Annotated in this window: 14 protein-coding genes; 9 read left to right on the top strand and 5 right to left on the bottom strand. The window is 64.0% G+C overall.

Annotation, left to right across the window (positions count from 1 at the left end; translation table 11 throughout):
- Nucleotides 1–12: 12 nt before the first annotated feature.
- The 4 genes from ACIPIJ_RS12250 to ACIPIJ_RS12235 form a co-directional block, all read right to left on the bottom strand.
- Complete coding sequence (locus ACIPIJ_RS12250) at nucleotides 13–723, bottom strand: ABC transporter permease (protein ID WP_401076737.1); 711 nt, start codon at nucleotides 721–723, stop codon at nucleotides 13–15.
- On the bottom strand, nucleotides 720–1,439 hold the full coding sequence (locus ACIPIJ_RS12245) for an ABC transporter permease (RefSeq protein ID WP_401076735.1): 720 nt from the start codon (nucleotides 1,437–1,439) through the stop codon (nucleotides 720–722). The genes ACIPIJ_RS12250 and ACIPIJ_RS12245 overlap by 4 nt, the downstream gene beginning before the upstream one ends.
- A 65-nt stretch (nucleotides 1,440–1,504) precedes the next feature.
- Entirely contained in the window at nucleotides 1,505–2,257 is a 753-nt protein-coding gene (locus tag ACIPIJ_RS12240; protein ID WP_401076732.1) for a transporter substrate-binding domain-containing protein, read from the bottom strand.
- Nucleotides 2,258–2,278: 21 nt separating this feature from the next.
- Nucleotides 2,279–3,142 carry a MurR/RpiR family transcriptional regulator gene (locus ACIPIJ_RS12235; RefSeq protein ID WP_401076730.1) on the bottom strand — a complete coding sequence of 288 codons (864 nt, stop codon included), beginning with the start codon at nucleotides 3,140–3,142 and terminating at the stop codon, nucleotides 2,279–2,281.
- A 149-nt stretch (nucleotides 3,143–3,291) separates the two neighbouring features.
- On the opposite strand from ACIPIJ_RS12235, the gene ACIPIJ_RS12230 reads away from it, so the two are divergent.
- The 9 genes from ACIPIJ_RS12230 (at nucleotide 3,292) to ACIPIJ_RS12190 (ending at nucleotide 19,392) form a co-directional block, all read left to right on the top strand.
- Entirely contained in the window at nucleotides 3,292–4,317 is a 1,026-nt protein-coding gene (locus ACIPIJ_RS12230) for an Ldh family oxidoreductase (protein ID WP_401076727.1), read from the top strand.
- 117 nt (nucleotides 4,318–4,434) lie between these two features.
- The gene (locus ACIPIJ_RS12225; protein WP_401076725.1) at nucleotides 4,435–5,631 is read left to right on the top strand and encodes an aromatic amino acid transaminase; all 1,197 of its coding nucleotides are present in this window, start codon (nucleotides 4,435–4,437) and stop codon (nucleotides 5,629–5,631) included.
- A gap of 196 nt (nucleotides 5,632–5,827) precedes the next feature.
- Complete coding sequence (locus ACIPIJ_RS12220; RefSeq protein WP_401076722.1) at nucleotides 5,828–7,108, top strand: serine/threonine transporter; 1,281 nt, start codon at nucleotides 5,828–5,830, stop codon at nucleotides 7,106–7,108.
- A 168-nt stretch (nucleotides 7,109–7,276) separates the two neighbouring features.
- Nucleotides 7,277–7,777, top strand: a complete 501-nt coding sequence (gene tpx, locus ACIPIJ_RS12215) for a thiol peroxidase (RefSeq protein ID WP_401076719.1) — start codon at nucleotides 7,277–7,279, stop codon at nucleotides 7,775–7,777.
- A gap of 284 nt (nucleotides 7,778–8,061) precedes the next feature.
- Nucleotides 8,062–9,354, top strand: coding sequence for an MdtA/MuxA family multidrug efflux RND transporter periplasmic adaptor subunit (locus ACIPIJ_RS12210; protein ID WP_401076716.1), 1,293 nt, complete (start codon nucleotides 8,062–8,064; stop codon nucleotides 9,352–9,354).
- Nucleotides 9,351–12,449, top strand: coding sequence for an MdtB/MuxB family multidrug efflux RND transporter permease subunit (locus ACIPIJ_RS12205; protein ID WP_401076714.1), 3,099 nt, complete (start codon nucleotides 9,351–9,353; stop codon nucleotides 12,447–12,449). Before ACIPIJ_RS12210 ends, ACIPIJ_RS12205 begins: the two co-directional genes overlap by 4 nt.
- Nucleotides 12,446–15,553, top strand: a complete 3,108-nt coding sequence (locus ACIPIJ_RS12200; RefSeq protein WP_401076711.1) for an efflux RND transporter permease subunit — start codon at nucleotides 12,446–12,448, stop codon at nucleotides 15,551–15,553. Before ACIPIJ_RS12205 ends, ACIPIJ_RS12200 begins: the two co-directional genes overlap by 4 nt.
- A complete protein-coding gene (locus tag ACIPIJ_RS12195; RefSeq protein ID WP_401076708.1) occupies nucleotides 15,550–17,037 on the top strand; it encodes an efflux transporter outer membrane subunit in 1,488 nt (495 codons plus the stop codon). The genes ACIPIJ_RS12200 and ACIPIJ_RS12195 overlap by 4 nt, the downstream gene beginning before the upstream one ends.
- Before the next feature lie 267 nt (nucleotides 17,038–17,304).
- Nucleotides 17,305–19,392 carry a putative bifunctional diguanylate cyclase/phosphodiesterase gene (locus tag ACIPIJ_RS12190; protein ID WP_401076705.1) on the top strand — a complete coding sequence of 696 codons (2,088 nt, stop codon included), beginning with the start codon at nucleotides 17,305–17,307 and terminating at the stop codon, nucleotides 19,390–19,392.
- On the opposite strand, the gene ACIPIJ_RS12185 is transcribed toward ACIPIJ_RS12190, so the two are convergent.
- Nucleotides 19,389–19,649 carry a DUF1652 domain-containing protein gene (locus ACIPIJ_RS12185; protein ID WP_401076703.1) on the bottom strand — a complete coding sequence of 87 codons (261 nt, stop codon included), beginning with the start codon at nucleotides 19,647–19,649 and terminating at the stop codon, nucleotides 19,389–19,391. The genes ACIPIJ_RS12190 and ACIPIJ_RS12185 overlap by 4 nt on opposite strands.
- Nucleotides 19,650–19,853: the final 204 nt, after the last annotated feature.

Raw genomic sequence — 19,853 nt, 5'->3', positions numbered from 1 at the left:
TGTATCCTTCGGTCAGTTCAAGTGGCGGCCCAGGCGGGCTTCCAGGTGTTTCAGCAGGCGCCGTACCAGCTCGACGATCACCAGGTACAGCACGGCGGCCCACAAGTAGATCTGGAAGTCGAAGCTGCGCGAAAAGGCCAGTTTGGTCACCCCCATCAGATCGTAGATCGTCACCAGCGAGGCGATGGCGCTGGCCTTGATCATCAGGATCAGTTCGTTGCCCAGGGGGCCGATGGCCACCAGCAAGGATTGCGGCAAGATCACTTTGAAGAAGGTGGTCGAGCGTTTCAGGTTCAGCGCCCGTGCGGCTTCGTGCTGCCCCGGCGCAACCGCCATCAGGCTGCCGCGGAAGATTTCGGCTTGGTAGGCAGCGGTGTTCAGGGTGAAGGCCAGCAAAGTGCACAACCAGGCTTCGCGGAAGAACCACCAGAGGCCGACGTCTTGCCAGAAGCCTTTGAGCGAACCCAGGCCGTAATACAGCAGAAACAACTGCGCCAGCAGGGGCGAGCCGCGGAAGAAGTAGACGTAGCCGGCGGCCAGGCGTTGCAGCACCCGGTGGCGTGACATCCGCGCCAGCGCCAGCGCCAGCCCAAGTACAGCGCCAAGGCTGAAGGAAATCGCCACCAGCTTGGCAGTTACCAGCAGACCGTCGACAAAACGCGGCCCGTAACGCTCCAGCAGGTCGGGGTCGAGCACCAGGGCCAGCAGTTGTTCGGCACTCATGCGCGTGCTCCTTGCAGATGGCGGTTGCTACGCCGTTCTATGTAGGCAAACACCTGCCCCGACAGCGCCGAGAACAGCAGGTAGCCCAGGCAGGCCACGCCATAGAAGAACATCGGCTCTTTGGTCACGCTGACGGCGAGGTTGGTCTGGCGCATCAGGTCGACCAACGAGATGGTCGATACCAACGAGGTGTCCTTGAGCAGTGATAGCCAGTTGTTGGAAAGCCCTGGCAGTGCAATGCGCGTCAGCTGTGGCAGCACCACCTTGAAGAATGCTTTGCGCTTGCCCAGGCCCAGTGCCGAGCAGGCTTCCAGCTGGCCTTTGGGCAAGGTCTTGAAGGCGGCGAGCCAGATCTCGCTTGAAAACGCGGCGAATACCAGGCTGAAGGCGATCATCGCGGCGAGGAAAGTGTTGATCAGGAACTCGCCCTGATAGCCCATTGCGGCCAGCAGCTTCTGGGCGGCGATCTGGCAGCCGTAATAAATGATCAGCAGGGTCAGCAGCTCGGGCAAGCCACGGAACACGGTGGAAAAGCAGGTCGCCCAGGCGCGCGGCAGGCGTTTGCGTGAGCGCGCCGCCAGGGCTACCGCCAAGCCCAGCGGCAGGCCGATGGGCAGGCAGGCGAGGGCCAGCGACACGGTGACCAGCGCGCCGGCCACGAGCGCCTGGCCCCAGCCGCCACTGGCGAAGGACAGCAAGGACAATTGATCGAGCATGACATATCCCTTGTATTGGCTGGCCCGGCCTCAATCGCCGGCAAGCCGGCGATAGGGGCCGAAAGTCAGTTATAAATGTCGAAGTCGAAGTACTTGCTGGCGATTTTCTGGTAGGTGCCGTTGGCGACGATTGCCCTCAACGCGGCATTCAAGCGCTGGCGCAGCGCCTCATCGTCCTTGCGCACGGCAATGGCGGCATCGGCTTTGGTCCCGGCCACGTCGCCGAGCACCTTGCAGCAGTCCTGGCCGTTCTTGTTCATCCACTCGTGCAGCGGGAATTTATCGGCGATCACCCCGTCCAGGCGGCCAGCGGCGAGGTCGGCGTTGGCCTCGTCCATGGTCGGGTACAGCTTCACGTCGGCGCCGGCCTTGGCATACACGTCCTCGGCATAGATGGCCTGGGTGGAGGACGACTGGGCGCCCACGGTGTAGCCGTCGAACGTGTTCTGGGCGTCGCTGATCTTGCTGTCCTTGGCCACGGCGACGGTCAGCGGGGTGCGGTAGTAGTGGTCGGTGAAGGCGATTTTCTTGCGCCGCTCCTCGGTGTCGATCATCGAGGCCACGACGGCATCGTACTTGCGCGCCATCAACGCGGGGATGATGCCTTCCCAATCCTGGGCGACCAGGGTGCACTCGACTTTCATCTGTTCGCACAGGGCGTGGGTGATGTCGATGTCGAAGCCATGCAGTTTGTTATCGGCATCTACATAGTTGAAGGGCGGGTAGGCGCCCTCGGTGGCGAAGCGCAGGGTTTCGGCACTGGCGGCACCCGCCAGCAGCAGGGCACACGCACCCACCATAGCCATGGTCTTGTTCATCTCGCACCTCTTGCACTCTTGCTATTGTTGTTTGCCCGCCGTGTAGCCGACGAACTCGTTATGTAGAGCGGCAGTCGCTTCCAAGCGTTTTTCAACATCAGGCCCGAGCTTCTTGCAGACCTCGTTGACCATCAGGTGCACCCACGACAGCATCGCCGAGGTGGATTCCCAGAACAGATTGAACTCGGTGGGGATGCGGAACACTTCGTCGGCATTGGCATCGCCCCAGTCGCAGAACGTGTCGGTCACCAGCGTGACCGGGATGCCGGCCTGGCGTGCCTTCTGACACAGCAGCAGGGCATGGCGGGAATAACGGCGTGCCTCGAACACCACCAGGGCGCTGTTTTCCGGGCGTCCCAGCAGCACCTCGCCGAAGTGCCCGGCGCTGCCATCGACCCCCTGTACGCCATCGCGCAGGTAATGCAGCAGGTGGGCCATGCATTGGGCGACGCCGCGCTCGGTCTGAAAACCTGCGATGAATACCCGTGGCCTGTCTGCCAGGCGCTGGGCAGCCTGGTGCCAGGCATCGCTGCGGCTGTATTCATGCACCCGCACCAGCGCGGCGATCTCCAGCTCCAGGCTGCCCGCGCGGCGGCTGTCGTCGTGCTGCTGGCGGTATTCTTGCAGGCGGTCGCCCACCAGCCACGGGCCATCGCCCAGGTCGCTCTGCAGGTCTTGCTTGAGCGCCTTGAGATGGGCATAACCGAGGGATCGGCAGAAACGCCCGACGCTGGATTCGCTGACACCCAGCTTGTCGGCAATGCTGGCCGAGGTCTGGAACGGCAGTTCGTGAAGGTTGGCGAGCATGTAGCTGGCGATCTTGTGGCCCGAAGCCGTGGCCCCTTGCAGGCTGTTTTCCAGGCGTTGCTTGATCGGTTGGCTCATGCCACTGCTCCAGGTGAGGCGTGAAATAGAAAATGAATGTTTTCTGTCACTGCGTCAATATTTGACAGATAGCTGTCACATGCAGGACAGTTTTTGTCGCTGCCAATGCTGTTGCCATTCCAATTCCAATTCCAAGAAAGGAGCTTCAGATGTCTGCACCCTCCACCCACCCCATCGTGCGCGTGCCTCTTGCCGAACTGCAGGGCCTGCTGCATGGGATCTTCCAGCGTCATGGCTGCAGCGAGGCGGTGGCCGGCGTGCTTGCCCACAATTGCGCCAGTGCCCAGCGTGATGGTGCCCACAGCCACGGCGTGTTTCGTATTCCCGGGTATGTCTCAACCCTGGCCAGCGGCTGGGTCAATGGCCAGGCCACGCCGCAGGTGACCGATGTGGCGTCGGGTTATGTCAGGGTCGACGCGGGCGGTGGCTTTGCCCAGCCGGCGTTGGCAGCGGCACGTACGCTGCTGGTCGAAAAGGCCCGTAGCGCAGGCATCGCTGTGCTGGCGATCCACAACTCACACCATTTCGCCGCGCTGTGGCCAGATGTCGAGCCGTTCGCCGATGAAGGCCTGGTGGCGTTGAGCGTGGTCAACAGCATGACTTGCGTGGTGCCGCACGGTGCGCGCAAGCCCTTGTTCGGCACCAACCCGATCGCCTTCGCCGCGCCGTGTGCGGGGCATGACCCGATTGTCTTCGACATGGCCACCAGCGCCATGGCCCATGGCGACGTGCAGATCGCCGCGCGTGCCGGCCAGCCATTGCCCAAAGGCATGGGCGTGGATGCCGGCGGCCAGCCGACCACCGACCCCCAGGCGATTCTTGAAGGTGGCGCCCTGCTGCCGTTTGGCGGGCACAAGGGTTCGGCGCTGTCGATGATGGTCGAATTGCTAGCGGCGGCGTTAACCGGTGGGCATTTCTCCTGGGAGTTCGATTGGTCGGGCCATCCGGGGGCGAAGACGCCGTGGACCGGGCAGCTGATCATCGTCATCGACCCGAGCAAGGCCGAAGGCGATCGCTTTGCCCAGCGCAGCCGCGAGCTGGTCGAGCAGATGCAGGGCGTGGGGTTGACGCGGATGCCGGGCGAGCGCCGTTATCGGGAGCGGGAAGTCGCCGAACGCGAAGGGGTGGCCCTGACCGAGCAGGAGCTGCAGGGGCTCAAGGCGCTGCTGGGCTGATCGGCCGTGCATTCATGCATAGACGACCTTGCACATTAGGTGATGTTCCTAGCCGCCGACTCCGGGTATCCTCAGGTCAGCCTTTCCGAACTGTCCTGATCCAAGGAGCTGCACGCTGTGTTCAAACATGTCGATGCCTATGCCGGCGACCCGATTCTCTCGTTGATGGAAACCTTCAAGGCCGACCCGCGCGCCGACAAGGTCAACCTGAGTATCGGCCTGTACTACGATGAGGCTGGCGTGGTGCCGCAGCTGGCGGCCGTGGATGCGGTGGAAAAACGCATTGCCGGCGTTGATCACGAAGCCTCGCTGTACCTGCCGATGGAAGGCCTGGCCAGCTACCGCCAGGCTATCCAGGCGCTGCTGTTCGGTGCCGACCACCCGGCCGTGACCGGCAAGCGCGTGGCCACCGTGCAGACCGTAGGCGGCTCCGGCGCGCTCAAGGTCGGTGCCGACTTCCTCAAGCGCTACTTCCCGCAGTCCGAAGTCTGGGTCAGCAACCCGACCTGGGACAACCACCGTGCGATCTTCGAAGGGGCCGGGTTCAAGGTGAACACCTACCCGTACTTCGACCAGACCACCCGTGGCGTCGACTTCGACGGCATGTTGGCCGCCCTGCAGGCCCTGCCGGCCAACAGCGTGGTGCTGCTGCACCCGTGCTGCCACAACCCGACCGGTGCCGACCTGACCCAGAACCAGTGGCAGCAGGTGGTGGAAGCGGTCAAGGCGCGCCAGTTGATCCCGTTCCTCGACATCGCCTACCAGGGCTTCGCCGAAGGGCTGGTGGAAGACGCCTACGCCATCCGCGAAATGGCCCGTGCCGGCGTACCATGCCTGGTCAGCAACTCGTTCTCGAAAATCTTCTCGCTGTATGGCGAGCGGGTAGGGGGCCTGTCGGTGGTCTGCGACGACGAAGCCACCACCCAAAGCGTGTTGGGCCAGCTCAAGGCCACCGTGCGCCGCAACTACTCCAGCCCGCCCAACTTTGGCGCCCAGCTGGTGGCCGGCGTGCTCGGCGATGCTGCCCTGAATGCCCAGTGGGAAGCTGAAGTGGAAGTGATGCGCAAGCGTATCCTCGACATGCGTCAGGCGTTGGTCGATGCACTGGCCGTGTTGCTGCCAGGCCAGGACTTCCAGTTCTTCCTGCGCCAACGTGGCATGTTCAGCTACACCGGTTTCAGCGTCGAGCAGGTCCGCCGCCTGCGTGACGAGTTCGGTGTCTACCTGATCGACAGCGGCCGCGTGTGCATGTCCGGCCTGCGCCCGGCCAACCTGCAACGGGTTGCCGAAGCGTTCGCCGCCGTTCAGAAGTAATACCGCCTGGGGCCGCCCTGCGGCCCCCTTGGTTACACCTTGTTGTCATGACAAGTGCAACCGTCCCTCGGACGGGGCTTCGCAACCGCCCACTTTCAGTGCACAATCGCGCCCCTCTTTTTGGTTGGGTTGCGCGAAGCGTCTGTTTCGCCATTCCCAGCCCTGTTGCAGTCTTGCGAGTGGAGCTACACCCGGAATGAATGAGCAGGCCCCAAGCGTCGAACGGCGCTATGAAGAATCGACCCCGGCAGCCCTGGGCAGCTGGGCACGTCACGACACCACCTGGATGCTGGGCCTGTTTGGCACCGCCATCGGTGCAGGTACCTTGTTCCTGCCGATCAACGCCGGCCTCGGCGGCTTCTGGCCATTGCTGATCCTCGCCGCACTGGCGTTCCCGATGACCTACTTCGCCCACCGTGGCCTGACCCGCTTCGTCCTGTCCGGCCGCAGCGGCGGCGACATCACCGAAGTGGTCGAAGAGCATTTCGGCATCAAGGCCGGCGCACTCATTACCGTGCTCTACTTCTTCGCCATCTTCCCGATCCTGCTTATCTATAGCGTGGCGCTGACCAACACGGTTACCAGCTTCATGGAGCACCAACTGCACATGGTGCCGCCGCCGCGGGCGCTGCTGTCGTTCGTGCTGATCCTCGGCCTGCTGGCCATCGTCCGTTGCGGTGAGCAGGCCACGGTCAAGGTCATGAGCCTGCTGGTCTACCCGTTCATCGTCGCCCTGGCGATGCTGGGCCTGTACCTGGTCCCGCACTGGACCGGCGGTATCCTCGACAGCGCCACCCAGCTGCCGACGGGCTCGGCATTCCTGCACACCGTGTGGCTGGCGATCCCGGTGATGGTCTTCTCGTTCAACCATTCGCCGATCATCTCGGCCTTTGCCGTTGACCAGAAGCGCCGTTACGGCGAGCACGCCGACGAGCGCAGCGGCCAGATCCTGGCCCGCGCCCACCTGCTGATGGTGGCGATGGTGCTGTTCTTCGTATTCAGCTGCGTGCTCACGCTCGACAGCGCGCAACTGGCCGAAGCCAAGGCGCAGAACCTGTCGATCTTGTCGTACCTGGCCAACCACTTCAGCAACCCGACCATCGCCTTTGCCGCGCCGCTGATCGCCTTCATCGCCATCGCCAAGTCGTTCCTGGGCCACTACATCGGTGCCAGCGAAGGGCTCAAGGGCATCATCGCCAAGACCGGCGCACGCCCGGGTGCCAAGGCGCTGGACCGTATGGTTGCCGCGTTGATGCTGGTGGTGTGCTGGATCGTCGCCACCCTCAACCCGAGCATCCTTGGCATGATCGAATCGCTCGGCGGCCCGATCATCGCGGTGCTGCTGTTCCTGATGCCGATGTACGCCATCCGCCGTGTGCCATCGATGCGCAAGTACAGCGGTGCGCTGTCCAACGTGTTCGTGGTGGTGGTAGGCCTGGTCGCGCTGACTTCCGTGGTGTACGGCCTGCTGGCCTGATTCACGGCTTGCTCTAGGAAGTGTCCGGGTCGCTTGTCGCCACCCGGACATTTTTTTGTCCACAGGAATTGTCCGGCAATAGAACAATTTCATCATCCCCCATAGGCACCCGCCCGCCTTCATGCTTAACTCAGGGTCCTTTTCAAACCCCGCATAAGGATTTCGTCCATGGCTCAAGTGACTCTCAAAGGCAACCCGGTTCAGGTCAAAGGCGAGCTGCCGAAAGCCGGTGCCCAGGCGCCTGCCTTCTCCCTGGTCGCTGGTAACCTGGCTGATACTTCGCTGAAAGACTTCGCCGGCAAGCGCAAGGTGCTGAACATCTTCCCGAGCGTCGACACCCCAACCTGCGCCACCTCCGTGCGTAAGTTCAACGCCCAGGCCAACGAAGTGGCCAACACCGTGGTGCTGTGCATCTCTGCCGACCTGCCATTCGCCCAGGCACGCTTCTGCGGCGCCGAAGGCCTGGAGAACGTGCAGAACCTGTCGACCCTGCGTGGTCGCGAGTTCCTCGAGAGCTACGGCGTTGCCATCGCCGACGGCCCGCTGGCCGGCCTGGCTGCCCGCGCCGTGGTGGTGCTGGACGAGAACGACAAGGTGCTGCACAGCGAGCTGGTTGGCGAAATCGCCGACGAGCCGAACTATGACGCGGCGCTGGCGGTACTGAAGTAAGGATTGCGTGGGGGCAGGGCAGGTTTTTGTTGCCTGTTCCGGCCCTATCGCGGGCAAGCCCGCGATAGGGTGGTGCTGACAGCGGAACTCTCCACCCCTCAACCTCTCCAAGCAACACCCTGTAACGGCCCGGAACGCTTTCCGGGCCGTTTTCATTTAAAGTTCAGCCTCTTGGCTACGTCAGGCAAAGGTAAACCTCTGGTAAAGGGCCTTTGCTAAAACGATGCCAGTGCTTATCGTTCACCCTCCCCAAGCCGTCATTCCGAACAAGGTTCGTTCAACCCATGCAAGCTTCTGTCTCCCGATCCCCCCGTCGCTGGCTCGTTGGCCTGCTGATCCTGCTGCTGGTGGCCCTGCTGGCCTGGTGGCTGTGGCCCGCTGCAACGCCTGCCCACAAAGAGGCTGGCGGGGGGCGCCCAGGCAAAGGCATGGGCATGGGCATGGGGCGCCCAGGCTTCGGCGGTTCGACCGAGGCGGTGCCGGTGCGTGTCGAACCGGTGCGGGTAGGTGACTTCCCGCTCTACTACAAGGCGTTGGGCACGGTCACCGCGACCAACACGGTCAACGTGCGTAGCCGGGTGGCCGGTGAGCTGGTGAAAATCCACTTCAAGGAAGGCCAGCAGGTCAAGGCCGGCGATTTGCTCGCCGAGATCGACCCACGTTCCTATCGCATCGCCCTGCAACAGGCCGAAGGTACGCTGGCGCAGAACCAGGCGCAGCTGAAAAACGCCCAGGTAGACCTGGCACGCTATAAAGGGCTGTACGCCGAAGACAGCATCGCCAAGCAGACCCTCGACACCTCCGAAGCCCAGGTGGCGCAGTTCCAGGGGCTGGTGAAAACCAACCAGGCCCAAGTCGCCGATGCCCGCCTGAACCTCGACTTCACCCAGATCCGCGCACCGATCAATGGCCGCGTGGGCCTGCGCCAGCTGGACCTGGGCAACCTGGTGGCGGCCAACGACACCACCGCACTCGTGGTCATCACCCAGACCGAGCCAATCAGCGTCGCCTTCACCCTGCCGGAAACCGAGCTGAGCACCGTGCTCGAGCGCTACCGCAGCGGCGCCAGCCTGCCGGTCGAGTCCTGGGACCGCAGCGACAGCAAACTCCAGTCCACGGGCGTGCTGGGGAGCATCGACAACCAGATCGACACCACCACCGGCACCCTGAAGTTCAAGGGCCGCTTCGAGAACAAGGACCTGGCCCTGTTCCCCAACCAGTTCGTCAACGTGCGCCTGCTGGCCGATACGCTCAAGCAGGTGGTGATGGCCCCGGCAGCGGCCATCCAGTTCGGTAACGACGGCACCTTCGCCTATGTGGTCAATGCCGAAAACACCGTCAATGTGCGCAAGCTCAAGGTGGGCGCCAGCGACGGTGAGAACAGCGTGATCCTCGAAGGCCTGAAGGCGGGTGACCGGCTGGTCCTTGAAGGCACCGACCGCCTGCGCGAAGGCACCAAGGTGGAAGTGGTCGAAGACAGCTCGCAAGTGCCGACCACCCCCGGGCAGCACCTGCAGGGCCAGGACGCCAAAGGCTCGGCGCAGTCCGGTGAAGCGGCAGGCAAGGCGGGCGCATGAACCTGTCGCGCCTGTTCATCCTCCGCCCGGTCGCCACCACGCTGAGCATGCTGGCCATCGTCCTGGCCGGCCTGATCGCCTACAAGTTGCTTCCGGTGTCGGCCTTGCCGCAGGTCGATTACCCGACCATCCGTGTCATGACCCTGTACCCGGGCGCGAGCCCGCAGGTAATGACCAGCGCCGTGACCGCGCCGCTGGAACGCCAGTTCGGCCAGATGCCGGGCCTGACCCAGATGGCATCGACCAGCTCCGGCGGCGCCTCGGTGCTGACCCTGCGCTTCAGCCTGGACATGAACATGGACGTTGCCGAGCAACAGGTGCAGGCGGCCATCAACGCTGCCAGCAACCTGCTGCCCAGCGACCTGCCGGCGCCGCCGGTGTACAACAAGGTCAACCCGGCCGATACGCCGGTGCTGACCCTGGCCATTTCCAGCAAGACCATGCCGCTGCCCAAGCTCAACGACCTGGTCGACACCCGCGTGGCGCAGAAGCTCGCGCAGATCAGCGGCGTGGGCATGGTCAGCATCGCCGGCGGCCAGCGCCAGGCCGTGCGCATCAAGGTCAATGTCGATGCATTGGCCGCCAACGGCCTCAACCTGGATGACGTGCGCACCCTCATCGGCGCCTCCAACGTCAACCAGCCCAAGGGCAACTTCGACGGCCCGACCCGGGTGTCGATGCTCGATGCGAACGACCAGCTGCGCTCCCCCGAGGAGTACGCCAACCTGATCCTGGCCTATAACAACGGTGCGCCGCTGCGCCTGAAGGACGTCGCCGAAATCGTCGACGGCGCCGAAAACGAACGCCTGGCGGCCTGGGCCAACCAGAATCAGGCGGTATTGCTGAACATCCAGCGCCAGCCAGGCGCCAACGTCATCGAAGTGGTCGACAGCATCAAGCAGCTGCTGCCGTCGATCACCGACAACCTGCCTGCTGGCCTGGACGTGTCGGTGCTGACCGACCGCACCCAGACCATCCGCGCCGCGGTCAAGGACGTGCAGCACGAGCTGCTGATCGCCATCGTCCTGGTGGTGATGGTCACTTTCGTCTTCCTGCGCCGGTTCAGTGCCACCATCATTCCGTCAATTGCCGTGCCGCTGTCGCTGATCGGCACCTTCGGCGTGATGTACCTGGCGGGTTTCTCGATCAACAACCTCACGTTGATGGCCCTGACCATCGCCACCGGTTTTGTGGTCGACGACGCCATCGTCATGCTGGAGAACATTTCGCGGCACATCGAAGAGGGTGAAACCCCGATGCAGGCTGCGCTCAAGGGCGCCCGGCAGATCGGCTTCACCCTGATCTCGCTGACGTTCTCGCTGATCGCCGTACTGATCCCGCTGCTGTTCATGGCCGATGTGGTCGGCCGCCTGTTCCGCGAGTTCGCTATCACCCTGGCGGTGGCGATCCTGATTTCCCTGGTGGTCTCGCTGACCCTGACGCCGATGATGTGCGCGCGGTTGCTCAAGCGTGAACCCAAAGAGGAGGAGCAAGGGCGCTTCTACCGGGCCAGCGGCGCCTGGATCGACTGGCTGATCGAACACTACGGCCGTGGCCTGCAGTGGGTGCTGCGGCACCAGCCGCTGACCTTGCTGGTGGCCGTGGCTAGCCTGGGCTTGACCGTGGTGCTGTACATGGCGGTGCCCAAGGGCTTCTTCCCGGTGCAGGACACGGGGGTGATCCAAGGTATTTCCGAGGCACCGCAATCGACCTCGTTCGCTGCCATGAGCGAACGCCAGCAGGCCCTGAGCAAGGTGATCCTGCAGGACCCGGCGGTGCAGAGCCTATCGTCCTACATTGGTGTGGACGGTGACAACGCCACGCTCAACAGCGGCCGCCTGCTGATCAACCTGAAGTCCCACGGCGAGCGCGACGTGACCGCCGGGGAAGTGATCAGCCGCCTGCAACCACAGCTCGACAAGCTGGTCGGTATCCGCCTGTTCATGCAGCCGGTGCAAGACCTCAGCATCGAGGACCGGGTCAGCCGCACGCAGTACCAGTTCAGCCTGTCGTCGCCCGACGCCGACCTGCTCGCGCAGTGGAGCGGCAAGCTGGTCAACGCCCTGCAGCAGCGCCCGGAGCTGCAGGATGTGGCCAGCGACCTGCAGGACAAGGGCCTGCAGGTGTACCTGGTGATCGACCGCGACATGGCCAGCCGCCTGGGAATCAACGTTTCGCAGATCACCAACGCCCTGTACGACGCTTTCGGCCAGCGGCAGATTTCGACCATCTACACCCAGGCCAGCCAGTACCGCGTGGTGCTGCAGTCGCGCGATGCCGCGACCATCGGCCCGCAGGCGCTGGAGTCGATCCACGTCAAGGCCAGCGATGGTGGGCAGGTACGCCTGTCGGCATTGGCGCGCATCGAGCAGCGCCAGGCGCAGCTGGCCATTTCGCACATCGGCCAGTTCCCGGCGGTGATGATGTCGTTCAACCTGGCCCACGGCGCGTCCCTGGGCGAAGCGGTCAAGGTCATCGAGCAGGTGCAGCAGGAAATCGGCATGCCGATCGGCGTGCAGACCAAGTTCCAGGGCGCTGCCGAGGCCTTCCAGGCGTCGCTGTCGAGCACCTTGCTGCTGATCCTCGCCGCCGTGGTGACCATGTACATCGTGCTCGGCGTGCTGTACGAAAGCTACATCCACCCAGTGACCATCCTCTCGACCCTGCCGTCGGCAGCGGTCGGCGCCTTGCTGGCGTTGCTCATCAGCGGCAACGACCTGGGCATGATCGCTATCATCGGCATCATCCTGCTGATCGGTATCGTCAAGAAGAACGCGATCATGATGATCGACTTCGCCCTCGAGGCCGAGCGCCACCAGGGCATGAGCCCGCACGATGCGATCTACCAGGCCGCGCTGCTGCGCTTCCGGCCGATCCTGATGACCACCCTCGCGGCACTGTTTGGCGCCGTACCGCTGATGCTCGCCACGGGTTCCGGCGCAGAACTGCGCCAGCCGCTGGGCCTGGTGATGGTCGGCGGCCTGCTGGTAAGCCAGGTACTGACGCTGTTCACCACCCCGGTCATCTACCTGTACTTCGACCGCCTGGCACGCCGCTGGCGCCCAGCCACTGACGTGAAGCAGGCCGAGGCATGAACCTGTCCGGCCCATTCATTCGCAGGCCCGTGGCGACCATGCTGCTGAGCCTGGCGATCATGTTGCTCGGTGGTGTGAGCTTCGGCTTGCTGCCGGTGGCGCCTTTGCCGCAGATGGACTTCCCGGTCATCGTGGTGCAGGCCAACCTGGCAGGTGCCAGCCCCGAGGTGATGGCCTCCACGGTGGCCACGCCGCTGGAGCGCAAGCTCGGCAGCATCGCCGGCGTCACGACCCTGACCAGTAGCTCCAACCAGGGCTCGACGCGGGTCATCATCGGTTTCGAGCAAGGCCGCGACATCGACGGCGCCGCGCGTGAGGTGCAGGCGGCCATCAACGCCACCCGCAACCTGTTGCCCAGCGGTATGCGCAGCATGCCCACTTACAAGAAGATCAACCCGGCGCAAGCACCGATCATGGTGCTGTCGCTGACCTCGGACGTGCTGCAGAAGGGCCAACTGTACGACCTGGCCGACACCATCCTGTCGCAGAGCCTGGCCCAGGTCAGCGGCGTAGGGGAGGTGCAGATCGGTGGCAGTTCGCTGCCGGCAGTGCGCATTGCCGTCGAGCCGCAACTGCTCAACCAGTACAACCTGTCGCTGGACGAGGTGCGCACCGCAGTGGCCAATGCCAACCAGCGCCGGCCCATGGGCTTTGTCGAGGACAGCGAGCGCAACTGGCAGGTGCGCGCCAACGACCAGCTGGAAAAAGCCAAGGACTACGCGCCGATCGTGATCCGCCAGCAGAATGGCACGATCCTGCGTTTGTCCGACGTGGCGACCATCACCGACAGCGTCGAGAACCGCTACAACAGCGGCTTCTTCAACGACCAGAGTGCAGTGCTGCTGGTGGTCAACCGCCAGACTGGCGCCAATATCATCGAAACCGTCGACCAGATCCACGCGCAACTCCCGGCGCTGCAGTCGCTGCTGCCTGCCAGCGTCCAGCTGAACGTGGCCATGGACCGCTCGCCGGTGATCAAGGCCACCCTGAAAGAGGCCGAGCACACTCTGCTGATCGCCGTGGTGCTGGTAATCCTGGTGGTCTACCTGTTCCTCGGCAGCTTCCGCGCCTCCTTGATCCCGAGCCTGGCGGTGCCGGTATCGCTGGTTGGCACCTTCGCGGTGATGTACCTGTGCGGCTTCTCGCTGAACAACCTGTCGCTGATGGCGCTGATCCTTGCCACCGGCCTGGTGGTGGACGATGCCATCGTGGTGCTGGAGAACATCTCGCGGCACATCGAGGACGGCCAGCCGCCGATGCGCGCGGCGTTTCTCGGCGCCAAGGAGGTTGGCTTCACCTTGCTGTCGATGAACGTCTCGCTGGTGGCGGTGTTCGTCTCGATCCTGTTCATGGGCGGCATCGTGCGCAACCTGTTCCAGGAGTTCTCGATCACCCTGGCGGCGGCGATCATCGTGTCGCTGGTAGTGTCCCTGACCCTGACGCCGATGCTGTGTGCCCGCTGGCTCAAGCCACACCGAGCCGAACCGTCGCGCCTGCAGCGCTGGAGCGACAAGGTGCACAAACGCATGGTCGATGGCTACGACCGCAGCCTGGGCTGGGCCCTGCGCCACAAGCGCCTGACGCTGCTCAGTCTGCTGGCGACCATCGGTATCAACATCGCCCTGTACGTGGTGGTGCCGAAAACGCTGATCCCGCAGCAGGACACCGGCCAGTTGATGGGCTTCATTCGCGGCGACGACGGCCTGTCGTTCAGCGTGATGCAGCCGAAGATGGAGATCTACCGCCGCGCCTTGCTGGCCGACCCGGCGGTGCAGAGCGTTGCCGGCTTCATCGGCGGCAACAGCGGCACCAACAACGCCATGGTGCTGGTGCGCCTGAAACCGATCAGCGAGCGCAAGATCGACGCGCAGAAGGTCATCGAGCGCTTGCGCAAGGAAATGCCCAAGGTTCCCGGCGGGCGGTTGTTCCTGATGGCCGACCAGGACCTGCAGCTTGGCGGTGGCGGCCGTGACCAGACCTCGTCGCAGTACCTGTACACCCTGCAGAGCGGCGACCTGGCCGCCTTGCGCCAGTGGTTCCCCAAGGTGGTCGCGGCGCTGCGTGCACTGCCCGAGCTGACCGCCATCGACGCCCGCGACGGCTCCGGCACCCAGCAGGTCACCCTGGTGGTCGACCGTGACCAGGCCAAGCGCCTGGGCATCGACATGAGCATGGTCACCACGGTGCTGAACAATGCCTACAGTCAGCGGCAGATCTCGACCATCTACGACAGCCTCAATCAGTACCAGGTGGTGCTGGAGATCAACCCCAAGTACGCCTGGGACCCGAGCACCCTGGAACAGGTGCAGGTGATCACCAGTGACGGTGCACGTGTGCCGCTGTCGACCATCGCCCACTACGAAAACAGCCTGGCCAACGACCGGGTCAGCCACGAGGGCCAGTTCGCCTCCGAAGACATCGCCTTCGACGTCGCCGAAGGCTACAGCCCGGATCAGGCCATGGTGGCGGTGGAGCGGGCGGTGGCCAGGCTCGGCCTGCCCGAGGACGTGATCGCCAAGCTTGGCGGCACTGCCGACGCCTTCGCCAAGACCCAGCAAGGCCAGCCGTTCATGATCCTTGGCGCATTGGTGCTGGTGTACCTGGTGCTGGGCATTCTTTACGAAAGCTACATCCACCCGCTGACCATTCTCTCGACCTTGCCTTCGGCAGGGGTCGGTGCCTTGCTTGCGCTTTACGTGACGGGCGGGGAGTTCAGCCTGATCTCGCTGCTGGGCCTGTTCCTGCTGATCGGGGTGGTGAAGAAGAACGCCATCCTGATGATCGACCTGGCCCTGCAACTGGAACGCCACCAGGGCCTGACGCCGGAGGAATCGATCCGCCGCGCCTGCCTGCTGCGCCTGCGGCCGATCCTGATGACCACGCTGGCGGCCATGCTGGGTGCCTTGCCGCTGTTGCTGAGCCGCGCGGAGGGCGCGGAAATGCGCCAGCCGCTGGGCCTGACCATCATTGGCGGCCTGGTGTTCAGCCAGGTGCTGACCCTATATACGACGCCGGTGGTGTACCTGTACCTGGACCGCCTGCGCCACCGATTCAACCATTGGCGCGGCGTGCGCACCGATGCCGCTCTGGAAACTCCGCTATGAACTTTGCCCAGACTCCACTCCACCACGCCCTGCAGCTGCTGACCCGCGGGCGTGGCTCGCGCCTGGTCGGCGCCGGGCTGTGCGCGGTGCTGCTCAGCGCCTGTACCCTGAGCCCCGACTATCACCGCCCTGAACTGAGCACACCTGCGCAGTTCAAGCAGGCCGAAGGCTGGACCCAGGCCAAGCCGTCCGATGCCATCGCCCGAGGCGCCTGGTGGGAGGTTTACGGCGATGCGGGCCTCAACGCGCTGGTCGAAGAGCTCAACCGTAGCAACCAGACCGTTGCGCAATCGGCAGCCCAGTACCGCCAGGCTCAGGCGCTGGTGCGCAGCAGCCGCGCCTCCCTGTTCCCAAGCTTGGACCTGACCACCGGGAAGAACCGCTCGGCGCAAGGCACCGGCAGTTCCAGCTCAAGTTTGTCCAACAACAGCAGCGGCATCCGCAACACCTACAACGCGCAACTCGGCGTGAGCTGGGAAATCGACCTGTGGGGCAAGCTGCGCGAGACCATGAACGCCAACGAGGCCAGTGCCGAAGCCAGCTTCGCCGACCTCGCCGCGATCCGCCTCAGCCAGCAGTCCGAGCTGGTGCAGAACTACCTGCAACTGCGCGTCATCGACGAGCAGAAACGCCTGCTGGAAGCCACTGTCGCAACGTATGAACGTTCGTTGCGCATGACTGAAAACCAATACCGCGCCGGCGTCTCGGGCCCTGACGCAGTGGCCCAGGCGCGCACCCAGCTCAAGAGCACCCAGGCCGACCTGATCGACCTGATCTGGCAACGCGCGCAGTTCGAGAACGCCATCGCGGTGTTGCTGGGCAAGGCGCCTGCAGCGTTTGCCCTCGCCGACAGCAAGACTATCCCGGCCTTGCCGCAGATTCCGGTCAGCCTGCCGTCGCAGCTGCTTGAGCGGCGCCCGGACATCGCTTCGGCCGAGCGCAACGTGATGGCGGCCAATGCCAACATCGGCGTGGCCCGCGCGGCGTATTTCCCGGACTTGAGCCTGAGTATGAGCGGTGGCTATTCCAGCAGTACGTTCAACAACTGGATACAGCTGCCCAACCGCTACTGGTCGGTGGGCCCGCAACTGGCGTTGACCCTGTTCGATGCCGGCAAGCGCAGCGCGGAAGTGGACCGTACCGTCGCGGTGTATGACCAGACCGTGGCGCAGTACCGCCAGACCGTGCTCGACGGTTTCAAGGAAGTCGAGAACTATCTGGTGCAGCTCAAGGTGTATGCCGACGAAGCGGTCGTGCGCCAGGAAGCGCTGGATGCCGCGCGCGAATCGCTGCGCCTGACCGAGAACCAGTACCGCGCCGGGTTGATCGGCTACCTGGATGTGGTGAACGTGCAGGCCACGGCGCTCAGCAACGAGCGCAGTGCCCTGAACCTGCTGCAGGGGCGCCTGGTGGCCAGCGTGCAGCTGATTGCCGCACTGGGTGGTGGTTGGGATGCCGAGCAGGCGTTTGCCGAACAGGAGTGATTGGACCTGCATCGAACCTGGTGGACTGGGCTTGCCGGTTTTCCAGGGCCACGTAAGTCTTTGATTACCAGGAACGATAGTGCAGATGAACCGACAAGTGGCTATTTGATGTCACTTGTCGCCGGAAGCGCTCTAGCTCGGGCTTTAAGCTGTATTTTGATTATTTTTGGATCCATTCCCATTCGCAAAAACCCCGTGCGTTTCGCCAAAGCTTGAGTACAATCGTCAGTTTTTTCGGGCCCCTCTGTCCCGTTGCTGGAACTCCCCATGCTGACCGGTAGTTACTCCTCTTCGCTGGTGTTGATTTCGCTGTGCGTGGCCATCCTCGCGTCTTACACCGCGCTCGACCTGACCGGTCGCATCGCCACGGCCAAAGGCCAGGCCGTGTACCTGTGGATGGGCGGGGGAGCGTTGGCGATGGGCATCGGCGTCTGGTCGATGCACTTCATTGGCATGCTCGCCTTCAGCCTGCCGATCGACCTCGGCTACGACATTGGCCTGACGGCTTTGTCGCTACTGATCGCCGTGCTGTCGTCGGGTTTCGCCCTGTGGTTGGTGAGCCAGCCGCGCCTGCCCTTGCTGCAGTTGGCGTTTGGCGCGCTGATCATGGGGGCGGGCATCAGTTGCATGCATTACACCGGTATGGCGGCGCTGCGCATGTTGCCCGGGATCGACTACGACCCGACGCTGTTCGGCGCCTCGCTGGCCATAGCGGTGGGGGCTTCGGCGGCGGCGCTGTGGATCGCCTTCCGCCTGCGCAGGCATACCCCGTATGTGCGACAGATCCGTGGCCTGGCGGCTGTGCTGATGGGGGTTGCCATCGTCGGCATGCACTACACCGGGATGGCGGCGGCGAACTTCCCGGCGGGGAGTTTCTGCGGTGCTCTGGCCGGTGGATTGCAGGGCGAAGGGCTGGTCTATCTGGTATTGATCACCACCTTGGCGGTACTCGCGGTGGCCTTGCTGACCTCGGTGCTGGATGCGCGCCTGGAGGCGCGTACCGCCGAGCTTGCCCGTTCGCTGACCCTGGCCAACCAGGAACTGACCCAACTGGCGCTGCACGACACGCTGACCGGCCTGCCCAACCGTACACTGCTGTCTGACCGTATCGAGCAGGCGATTGGCAAGGTGGCGGAGCAGGGCGGGTGTTTCGCGCTGATGTTCATCGACCTGGACGGTTTCAAACCCGTCAACGATGCGTTCGGTCACCATGTGGGCGACCTGCTGCTCAAGGCGGTGGCTGCGCGCCTGCGTGGCCACCTGCACAGCCAGGACACCCTGGCGCGGATCGGTGGCGATGAGTTCGTGCTGCTGGTGGAACTGCAGGAGCCGACAGACGCCATGGACGTGGCGGTCAAGCAGGTCAACCTGGTGTCGCGGCCGTTCCGCGTGGCCGAGCATGACCTGCAATTGACGGCGAGCCTGGGCATTGTCCTGTACCCGGGCAACGGCCAGGACCAGCTTGAGCTGCTGCGCAACGCCGATGCGGCCATGTACCACGCCAAGAGCGCCGGCAAGAACGGCTACAGCTTCTTCGACGTGTCGATGAACAGCAATGCCCGCCAGCAATTGCAACTGTTGCAAGACCTGCGCCTGGCCCTGGAGCAGCGCCAGTTCTGCCTGCACTACCAACCCAAGTTCGATGCCCAGGCGTGCCAGCCGATCGGCGCCGAGGCCCTGCTGCGTTGGCAGCACCCGCAGCACGGGTTGTTGCTGCCGGACCGTTTCATCGGCCTGGCAGAGAAAACAGGCCTGATCATCCCGATCGGCGAGTGGGTGCTGGACGAAGCGTGCCGGCAGATGCGCCAGTGGCTTGACCAGGGGCGCACGGGCTGGCGCATGGCGGTGAATCTGTCAGCCATCCAGTTCTGCCATGCCGGCCTGGTCGACAGCGTCGCCCGCGCCTTGCGCGACAATAGCCTGCCGGCCAACTGCCTGACCCTGGAAATCACCGAAACCACCGCGATGCATGATGCCGATGCCAGCCTGACGGTGCTGCAGCGCTTGTCCGACATGGGCGTGGACTTGTCGATCGACGACTTTGGTACCGGCTATTCGAGCCTGATGTACCTCAAACGCCTGCCCGCCAACGAGCTGAAGATCGACCGCGGCTTCGTGCGCGACCTGGAGCAGGACAGCGATGACGCGGCCATCGTTTCGGCCATTGTCGCGCTGGGCCAGGCGCTTGGCCTGCGCATCGTTGCCGAGGGCGTGGAGACGGGCGGGCAGCAGGATTTCCTGACGCGTCTGGGCTGTGATTCGTTGCAGGGTTATCTGTTGGGCCAGCCGGTGCCGGCCGAGCAGTTCATGGGCAACTTGCAGGCATTGCAGCAGAGCCCGGAAGCGGTCGCCTAGCCCGCGTCTCGCAAGCCGAAGACCGGTACGAAAGCCTCCATCTCGGCCTCCACTGCCTCGATGATGCGTTCGACATCGGCCGCCGCCATGATGGCGGTGCAGGGGATGCCGGCAATTGCCAGCAAGGTTTCGCCCGTGGCTCGGTCGAACAGCCGCGCGATCATGCTGCGTGGCGCATCCATGCTGGCCTCGAAGCCGAGCGGGTGAAAATGCCAGCGCATCACCTGGCAGGCGTTGGGGAACGTCATCTTGTTCATGCCAGCCTCCTTGTCCTTGCCTGGACGCGGTGATCGAGGGGCCGTGAGCACGGCTGCCGGGAACCTAAAGATAGCACCGGCCACGCCGTTGTTCTGCGTAAAGCGCGATAAAAGAATCCATGCATGAACCCGGTCACAAAGAGGCCATGCTCACCGTCTGGCGGCAAATGGCCAGGCAAACGTTTTCGCTCCCTGAGAGCAGCA

The organism is Pseudomonas sp. NPDC087185, from assembly GCF_044744955.1.
Classification (GTDB): domain Bacteria; phylum Pseudomonadota; class Gammaproteobacteria; order Pseudomonadales; family Pseudomonadaceae; genus Aquipseudomonas.
This window is presented reverse-complemented; position numbering and strand designations above follow the sequence as displayed.

Coding starts and splice junctions, on each gene's coding strand:
- ACIPIJ_RS12250 (WP_401076737.1), bottom strand. CDS start 723: ATGAGTGCCGAACAACTGCTGGCCCTGGTGCTCGACCCCGACCTGCTG.
- ACIPIJ_RS12245 (WP_401076735.1), bottom strand. CDS start 1,439: ATGCTCGATCAATTGTCCTTGCTGTCCTTCGCCAGTGGCGGCTGGGGC.
- ACIPIJ_RS12240 (WP_401076732.1), bottom strand. CDS start 2,257: ATGAACAAGACCATGGCTATGGTGGGTGCGTGTGCCCTGCTGCTGGCG.
- ACIPIJ_RS12235 (WP_401076730.1), bottom strand. CDS start 3,142: ATGAGCCAACCGATCAAGCAACGCCTGGAAAACAGCCTGCAAGGGGCC.
- ACIPIJ_RS12230 (WP_401076727.1), top strand. CDS start 3,292: ATGTCTGCACCCTCCACCCACCCCATCGTGCGCGTGCCTCTTGCCGAA.
- ACIPIJ_RS12220 (WP_401076722.1), top strand. CDS start 5,828: ATGAATGAGCAGGCCCCAAGCGTCGAACGGCGCTATGAAGAATCGACC.
- tpx (WP_401076719.1), top strand. CDS start 7,277: ATGGCTCAAGTGACTCTCAAAGGCAACCCGGTTCAGGTCAAAGGCGAG.
- ACIPIJ_RS12210 (WP_401076716.1), top strand. CDS start 8,062: ATGCAAGCTTCTGTCTCCCGATCCCCCCGTCGCTGGCTCGTTGGCCTG.
- ACIPIJ_RS12205 (WP_401076714.1), top strand. CDS start 9,351: ATGAACCTGTCGCGCCTGTTCATCCTCCGCCCGGTCGCCACCACGCTG.
- ACIPIJ_RS12200 (WP_401076711.1), top strand. CDS start 12,446: ATGAACCTGTCCGGCCCATTCATTCGCAGGCCCGTGGCGACCATGCTG.
- ACIPIJ_RS12195 (WP_401076708.1), top strand. CDS start 15,550: ATGAACTTTGCCCAGACTCCACTCCACCACGCCCTGCAGCTGCTGACC.
- ACIPIJ_RS12190 (WP_401076705.1), top strand. CDS start 17,305: ATGCTGACCGGTAGTTACTCCTCTTCGCTGGTGTTGATTTCGCTGTGC.
- ACIPIJ_RS12185 (WP_401076703.1), bottom strand. CDS start 19,649: ATGAACAAGATGACGTTCCCCAACGCCTGCCAGGTGATGCGCTGGCAT.